This is a genomic window from Acidimicrobiales bacterium (assembly GCA_035316325.1).
Lineage (GTDB): Bacteria > Actinomycetota > Acidimicrobiia > Acidimicrobiales > VFJN01 > DASXTK01.
In genome coordinates this window covers 83,184-90,786 of the sequence record DATHJB010000033.1, presented here as the reverse complement: position 1 = coordinate 90,786, position 7,603 = coordinate 83,184, and the positions used below count along the sequence as shown (strand labels likewise).

At 71.0% G+C, this 7,603-nt stretch carries 8 protein-coding genes; 1 reads left to right on the top strand and 7 read right to left on the bottom strand.

Annotated features, from left to right (window positions below):
* Positions 1-221: 221 nt before the first annotated feature.
* The gene (locus VK611_04855; protein HMG40632.1) at positions 222-563 is read right to left on the bottom strand and encodes an MmcQ/YjbR family DNA-binding protein; all 342 of its coding nucleotides are present in this window, start codon (positions 561-563) and stop codon (positions 222-224) included.
* Positions 564-587: 24 nt separating this feature from the next.
* On the opposite strand from VK611_04855, the gene VK611_04850 reads away from it, so the two are divergent.
* Entirely contained in the window at positions 588-1,202 is a 615-nt protein-coding gene (locus tag VK611_04850) for a LysE family translocator (protein HMG40631.1), read from the top strand.
* A gap of 15 nt (positions 1,203-1,217) precedes the next feature.
* On the opposite strand, the gene rfbD is transcribed toward VK611_04850, so the two are convergent.
* From rfbD to VK611_04820, 6 genes are all read right to left on the bottom strand, one after another.
* On the bottom strand, positions 1,218-2,069 hold the full coding sequence (gene rfbD / locus VK611_04845) for a dTDP-4-dehydrorhamnose reductase (protein HMG40630.1): 852 nt from the start codon (positions 2,067-2,069) through the stop codon (positions 1,218-1,220).
* The gene (gene rfbB, locus VK611_04840; GenBank protein ID HMG40629.1) at positions 2,066-3,034 is read right to left on the bottom strand and encodes a dTDP-glucose 4,6-dehydratase; all 969 of its coding nucleotides are present in this window, start codon (positions 3,032-3,034) and stop codon (positions 2,066-2,068) included. The genes rfbD and rfbB overlap by 4 nt, the downstream gene beginning before the upstream one ends.
* Before the next feature lie 25 nt (positions 3,035-3,059).
* Positions 3,060-3,635, bottom strand: a complete 576-nt coding sequence (rfbC, locus tag VK611_04835) for a dTDP-4-dehydrorhamnose 3,5-epimerase (protein ID HMG40628.1) — start codon at positions 3,633-3,635, stop codon at positions 3,060-3,062.
* Positions 3,636-3,644: 9 nt separating this feature from the next.
* On the bottom strand, positions 3,645-4,751 hold the full coding sequence (locus tag VK611_04830; protein HMG40627.1) for a glucose-1-phosphate thymidylyltransferase: 1,107 nt from the start codon (positions 4,749-4,751) through the stop codon (positions 3,645-3,647).
* A 130-nt stretch (positions 4,752-4,881) separates the two neighbouring features.
* Positions 4,882-6,414, bottom strand: a complete 1,533-nt coding sequence (locus tag VK611_04825) for an LCP family protein (protein HMG40626.1) — start codon at positions 6,412-6,414, stop codon at positions 4,882-4,884.
* A complete protein-coding gene (locus VK611_04820) occupies positions 6,411-7,580 on the bottom strand; it encodes an acyl-CoA dehydrogenase family protein (GenBank protein HMG40625.1) in 1,170 nt (389 codons plus the stop codon). Before VK611_04820 ends, VK611_04825 begins: the two co-directional genes overlap by 4 nt.
* Between the last annotated feature and the right edge of the window lie 23 nt (positions 7,581-7,603).

Below are 7,603 nucleotides of genomic sequence, written 5' to 3'. Positions count from 1 at the left end.
GCTTCCTCAGCCTCGGTCGGGTCCCCGGTGGTGTTGTCGGGCTGTCGCCATCGTTGCGGTGTCGAGCGACCGTTTCGGTTCGTCAGCGCCGCTGCGTGTGTCGGCCGGGCGGTAGGTGCGGCGCCGGTCGACCGTTTCGGTCGTCGGCGCCGCAACGACCGTGCGGCACCATGAGGTCGGGCGTTCCTGGCCGCGGTCCCGCAAACCGAACGGCATTGGGGCTAGTGCCCCAGGTGCTCCTCCGCCACCTTGCGGGGGACCACCATCCGCCAGGCGTCGAGCACGATCTCCCGCATCTCCTGCTCGTCGATCTGGTCGAGCCGGACGACGACCCAGTTGTAACGCATGTCCCGCTGCTTCGGCAGGAGGAACTTGTGGGGCTCGGAGTCGACCAGCGCCTGGCGCTCCTCCTTGGGGAAGGCGAAGCCCATCATGGTCTCGTCCCTGGCGAACGCCAGCCACACGATCTGCCCGACCCGGAACTTCACCCGTCCCTGCACGAACGCCTCGTATGCCCGCGGCAACGTGAGCGCCAGCTCCCTGACCTCCTCGATCGTCACCACGGGCCTCACGATAGGGTCGCCGCCATGTCGGTCGAGTTCCTGGTGACATCGCTGGTGGTGGCCGTCGTGCCGGGGACGGGGGTCGTGTACACGATCTCCTCGTCGCTGGGCGGGGGTTGGCGGCGGGGGTTCCTCGCTGCCGTCGGTTGCACGTTCGGGATCGTGCCGCACGTGCTGGCGGCGATGCTCGGGCTGTCCGGGATCATGCAGGCCGGTGCGACGGCGTTCGAGGTGGTCCGCTGGGTCGGCGTCGCCTACCTGGTGCTCATGGGCGTGTCGATGTGGCGCGAGCGGGGGTCGCTGCGGCTCGACCAGCCCCGCCGCAGCGACGAACCGACCGGCACCGTGATCCGCCGCGGCATCCTGCTGAACCTGCTCAACCCCAAGCTGACGGTCTTCTTCTTCGCCTTCCTCCCCCAGTTCCTCGACACCCCGCCGGGCCTGCTCGACCCCCGCCTGGTCGGCCTGGGCCTGGTGTTCATGCTGACGACGCTGGTGGTCTTCGTCGCCTACGCCTGGCTGAGCGCCGTCGTCCGCGAGAAGGTCCTCGGCGCCCCCAAGGTCCTCCGCCGCATCCAACGCACCCTCGGCACCCTGGTCATCGGCTTCGCCGCCCGCCTCGCCCTGACCGACGGCTAGGCAGCTCGGTCCGTCCTAGGCCGTCAGGCGGGACAGGAGCTTGGCGAGGCTGTCGCGGTAGGGCGGGAGGAGGGGGAGGCCCGCGAGGCGGAGGGCGGCGTTGTCGAGGACGGAGTTCGCCGGGCGGGGAGCCGGGCGGGGCGGGTCGAGGTCGGCCGTCGAGATCGGGCGGACCTTGGCGGGGTCGTGGCCGGACAGCTCGAGGATGTCGCGCACGAGCTCGTACCAGCTCACCGCGCCCTGGTTGGTGACGTGGAAGGTGCCACCGATCCGGGAGGCCGCCAGGCGGCGCAGGGCCACGGCGAGGTCGGCGGTGAAGGTGGGGCAGCCCCGCTGGTCATCGACGAAGGCCAGCTCGGGCCGGTCGGCCAGCGCCAGCACGGTCTTCACCATGTTGTGGCCGTGCTCGCCGCACACCCACGACGTGCGGACGATCGACGCCCCCGGTGCGTGGGCCAGCACCTCGTGCTCGCCGCCCAGCTTGGAGCGGCCGTAGACCGACTGCGGGTTCGTCGCGTCCCACTCGACGTACGGCGTGGCCTTGGTGCCGTCGAACACGTAGTCGGTCGACACGTACGACAGGTAGGCGCCCACCCGGCGGGCGGCATCGGCGACCCAGCGGGTGCCCAGGGCGTTGACCCGGTAGGCCCGGTCGGGATCGCTCTCGCAGGCGTCGACGGCCGTCCAGGCGCCCACGTGCAATACCGCGTCGGGCTCCAGGGTGGTGATCGCCTGGAACACGGCGTCACGGTCTCCCACGTCGAGCGCCGAGTGGTCGGCGGCCACCACGTCGTCGCCGGCCGCCTCGCAGACGGCGACCACGTCACGACCCAGCTGGCCGCCGGCCCCGGTGACCAGGACCCTCACGACTGCGCCGTCCGCTCCTTGAGGGGACGCCACCACCACTCGTTGGCGCGGTACCAGTCGACGGTCTCGGCCAGCGCCTCGTCGAGGGTGCGCTGCTTCTTCCAGCCGAGGGCCGTGACCTTGGCGATGTCGACCGAGTAGCGGCGGTCGTGGCCCAGGCGGTCCTCCACGTAGGAGACCATCTCCTCGCCGACGCCGAACGCCGCCAGCAGCTTGTCGACCAGCACCCGGTTGGGCGTCTCGTTGCCGGCGCCGATGTTGTAGATCTCGCCCGGGGCGCCCTCGTGCAGCACCAGGTGGACGGCCGAGCAGTGGTCGTCGACGTAGAGCCAGTCGCGCTCGTTCAGCCCGTCGCCGTAGAGCGGCACCGGGATGCCCTCCATCAGGTTGGTGGCGAAGAGCGGGATGACCTTCTCGGGGAACTGGTACGGCCCGAAGTTGTTGGTGCAGCGGGTGACGGTCACCGGGAGGCCGTAGGTGTGGTGGTACGACAGGGCGATCAGGTCGGACCCGGCCTTCGACGCCGAGTAGGGCGACCGGGGCTCCAGCGGGTCGGTCTCCTTCGACGAGCCGACCTCCACCGAGCCGTACACCTCGTCGGTGCCGATGTGGATCACCCGGGGGATCTCCAGGCGCCGGGCCGTGTCCATCACCACGTTGGTGCCGAAGCAGTTGGTGTTGACGAAGTCGTCGGGGCCGGCGATCGACCGGTCGACGTGGCTCTCGGCCGCGAAGTGGACCACGGCGTCGTGGCCGGCCATGGCGTCCTCGAGCACGCCGGGGTCGCAGATGTTGCCCTTCACGAACTGGTAGCGGGGGCTGTCGTCGACGTCCTTGAGGGTGGAGAGGTTGCCGGCGTAGGTGAGGGCGTCGTAGACGGTCACCTCGTCGTCGGTGCTCTCCAGCACGTAGCGGACGTAGTTCGACCCGATGAACCCGGCGCCGCCGGTCACGAACTGCTTCATGTTCTTCCGACTCTCCTCGAACCGCTCAAGTACGCAGGGCAGCGTAGGGGCGGCGGTCTACCGGCAGGTCGGCGCGCCGGGGGTTGGCCTTGTCGCGGTCCGACAGCACCGGGTCGGTGAGGCCCCAGTCGGCCCCGATCTGCGGGTCGTCCCAGGCCACGCCCAGCTCGTCGGCGGGGTTGTAGTAGCCGTCGACCAGGTACGTGATGGTCATGTCGGTGAGGGCGGCGAAGCCGTGCGCCACGCCCGGCGGGATGTAGATGCCCCGGTGGTCGTGGTCGACGCCGGCCGTGCCGGGCTCGCTGCCCAGGTCGACCACGAGCGTGGCGCCGTCGGTCTTCGACCCCTCGCGCAGGTCGTGCAGCACCACCCGGGCCCGACCGAACGGCACGTACCAGTAGTCGGCCTGGTGCAGGTGGTAGTGGAGGCCGACGATCGCGCCGGAGCGGCGGTCGCCCCGGTTGCCCTGGATCATCTCCCGCCCCGACGGGAACCACTGGCGACGGTACGTCTCGATGAAGATGCCGCGGGCGTCGCCGTGGATGTCGGGCTGGACGACGAAGACGCCGTCGATCTCGTCGGAGGGGTGGATGGTGGCCACGGGGTTCTCCTAGTGGAGCTCGACGACGGAGTGGTCGCCGAGCATCAGTCGCAGGGCACGGGGACGGCGGTCGTTGCGCGACAGCTCGACCTCCCGCCCGATGAGGCTGTCGGTCAGCCGGGGGACGTCGACGATCGAGCTGCGCTGCAGCACCACCGAGTGCTCCATCTCGGCGTCGACGATCTCGCAGTCGGAGGCGATCGAGCTGAAGGGACCGACGTAGCTGTTCACGACCCGGGTCCGCTCGCCGATGATCGCCGGGCCGAGGATGCGGCTGTTCACGATCTGGGCGCCCTCCTCGATCACCACCCGGCCCTCGATCGACGACGAGCCGTCGACCGATCCCTGCACCTTCGGCTCCAGCGTCTCCAGCACCAGGCGGTTGCACTGGAGCAACGGGTCCTTCTTGCCGGTGTCGATCCACCAGCCCTCGAGCACCTCGTGGTTCACCCGGTGGCCGTGGTCGATGAGCCACTGGATGGCGTCGGTGATCTCCAGCTCGCCACGCCACGACGGCTCGATGCCGCGCACGGCGTCGTGGATCTGGCGGTCGAACAGGTAGACGCCGACGAGGGCCAGGTCGGACGGGGGGTCGACGGGCTTCTCGACCAGCCGGAGCACCTCGCCGTCGGGGCCCAGCTCGGCCACGCCGAACTGCCGCGGGTCGTCGACCTTGGCCAGGAGGATCTGGGCGGCCGGGGTCTTGCTGTCCTCACCGAGGCGGGGCAGCGACGAGCGGGCCTTCTCCGCCTCGAAGCGCTTGGTGAAGTTGGCCAGGCCCTGCTGGAGCATGTTGTCGCCCAGGTACATGACGAAGTCCTCGTCGCCCAGGTAGTCGTGGGCGATGAGGACGCAGTGGGCCAGGCCCCGCGGCTCGTCCTGGGGGATGTAGGTGACCTTCACGCCCCAGCGGGAGCCGTCACCTACAGCCTCGGTGATCTCGTCGGCGGTGCCACCGACGATGATGCCGATCTCCTTGATGCCGGCGGCGGCCATGTCCTCGATCCCGTAGAACAGGATCGGCTTGTTGGCGATCGGTACGAGCTGCTTGGCGCTCGTGTGGGTGATGGGGCGCAGGCGTGTGCCTGCCCCGCCGGAGAGGATGAGGCCCTTCACAGGGGGTCGATTGTAGGTGTGATGGCGGAGCCGCTCGCGGCCTCCTCCGCTGGGGGCGGCGGCGGGGTGGTTGGATGGGGTGTGGGACGCCCGGCCGCAGCGCAGGGCCGGAGCTGCCCGAACTCGGCCGTCAACAGTCGGGCGGCACGGTGGTGGAGGTGGTGGACGAGGTGGAGGAACCCCCCAGGGAGGTCGACGTGGTGGAGGTGGTCGTCACAGGGTCTCCGGGCATCGCCGGCGGGTCGTCCGGGCCGGGCGACGTGGCCGCCTCGGTACTGACGCCGGCCCAGTCGGTGCCCGTGACCAGCACGACACCGCCGTCACCGACCTCGACCGAGCCTTCCGGCAGCTCCTCGAGCTCGGCGCCCGCCACCAGCCAGCGGGACACCAGCTCCGCGGCCGGCTGGCTCCCGGCCGGGTAGCGGATGGTGGTGCGCTGCACGCCGAAGCCGGGCTCCTCGCCCCGGCCGACGACGATGAAGCCGGCGCCCGTGAGCCCGTCGGCCGCCTCCGACGCCTGGCCCTGTACCCCCGACCCGTTGCGCACCGTCAGCCGCACCGAGGCGGGCGCGATGTCGCTGATGTCGTCATCGTCGCCGCCCGAATCGTCGGAGTCCTCCGGCTCGGGGTCGCCCCGGAAGCGGGCCAGGGTCGGCTCGGCCGCGGCCTCCTGCAGCAGGACCACGTCGGCCGCGCCCTTGAAGGTGCGCTCCACCGGCACCGTGTAGGTCTTCAGGCTGTCGGGGTCGAACTGCCGGAACCGCTGGGCCAGGTCGAAGATGTCGCCGGTGGTCAGCGCGTCGTCGATGGTGACGCTGGAGAGCGCGACGTCGAGCAGGCGGTCGAGCGTGCCGGGGTTGCGGGCGCCCTTGCTCGCGGCCCGGTCGAGGGCCCGACGGATGAAGTCCTGCTGACGGGCGATGCGACCCAGGTCGGAGCGGGGGTCGCGCACCCACTCCCCGTCGATGAGCTCGTCGTAGTGGCGGGCCCGGGCGTAGGCCAGCGCCTGGACCGGATCGAGCGTGACGCACCCGGTCTGCAGGATGCTGAGGCCCGAGTTCCGGTCGCGGGCCGGGTACGGGAAGTAGACGGGCACGCCGTCGATGGCGGCCACCAGGTCGCGGAACCCGGCGAACTCGAGCTGGACGTAGTGGTGGATCGGGATGCCGAGGTAGTCGCGCATCAGGGCGATCAGCACGTCGGGCCGCCCGTTGCCCCGGGAGATGGCGGTGTTGATGCGGGCGTGGTCGCCGGTGTCGCCGTAGGGGACCCACAGGTCGCGCGGCAGCGACAGCAGCTCGGCCTTGCGCTCGCTCGGGTCGATGCGCAGCACCATCACCACGTCGTTGAGCATCTGCGAGTCGCGGTCGTTGCGCACCGGGTCGTCGACGGGGAGCCCGTCGGCGTTGTCGACGCCCACGATGAGGTAGTTCTGCGGCTCGCCCGACGCCTCCGGAGCGTCCTCCAGGACGCTCGACAGCTCCACCCGCGGGATCTTCTCGGCCTTGCGGTACACGTAGCCGAAGGTCCCCGCGCTCGCCGCCAACGCCAGGCTGCTCATGATCCCGCCGAAGATCACCAACCGCTGCAGCCACCCCCGCCGTCGCCGCCGCGGGTGGTGGCGCCCCGGCCCCGCGGGCTCGTCGTGGTCGGGAGCGCTCATCGGACCGGCAAACCTAGGTCGCGGGCGATCACCAACCGTTGGATCTCGCTGGTGCCCTCACCGATCTCCAGCACCTTGGCGTCGCGGTACTGGCGGGCGACCAGCGTCTCGTCCATGAACCCCGAGCCGCCGAACACCTGGGTGGCCATCCGGGTGGCCGTGACCGCCGACTCGGTGGCGGTCAGCTTGGCGATGGCCGCCGCCCGTTTGAACGGTCGCCCGGTGTCGCACAGCCAGGCGGCGTGGTACGTGAGCAGCCGGGCGGCCTCCGCCATGGCGGCCATGTCGGCGCAGGCGAACGCCACCGCCTGGTTCGACCCGATCGCCTGGCCGAACGCCACGCGGTCGTTGGCGTAGCGCACCGACTCGTCGAGGCAGCACCGGATGACGCCCACGGCCAGTGCGGCGATGGCGATGCGCCCCTCGTCGAGCGTCTCCAGGAACTGGGGGAAGCCCCGACCCCGCCCGCCCAGCAGGTTCGACTCCGGCACCCGGCAGCCGCTGAAGCTCAGCCCGTGGGTGTCGGACGCGTGCCAGCCCATCTTCCGGTAGGGCGGCTGCACCTCGAAGCCGGGCGTGCCCGCCGGCACGATGATCGTGGAGATCTCCGGGAGCTTGCCGCCGGGCTCCCGCTCCCCGGTGCGGGCCGTGACCGTGACGAACGACGTGATCGGCGTGCCCGAGTTGGTGATGAACGCCTTCTCGCCGTCGATCACCCACTCGCCCGCGGCCTCGTCGAGCGTGGCGGTGGTGCGGGTGCGGCCGGCGTCGCTGCCGGCATCGGGCTCGGTCAGCCCGAACCCCGCGAGCGCCCGCCCGGCGCACAGGTCGGGCAACCACTGCTCCCGCTGCTCCTCGGTGCCGAAGCGGTGGATCGGCGTGGCGCCCAGGCCGACCGCGGCCTCGAGCGTGATCGCCAACGACTGGTCGACCCGGCCCAGCTCCTCGATGGCGATGCACAGGGTGGTGAGGTCGGCGCCCCCGCCGCCGTAGCGCTCCGGGAAGGGGATGCCGAACAGCCCCAGCTCCCCCATCTTCAGCACGGTGTCGACGGGGAAGGCGTGGTCGCGGTCCCACTCGTAGGCCCAGGGCGCGATCTCCGCCGCCGCGAAGTCTCGGACGACCTCTCGAAGCTGCTCCTGCTCGTCCGTGAGCTCCACGTGCATGGAAGGGATCGTACGGCCAGGGT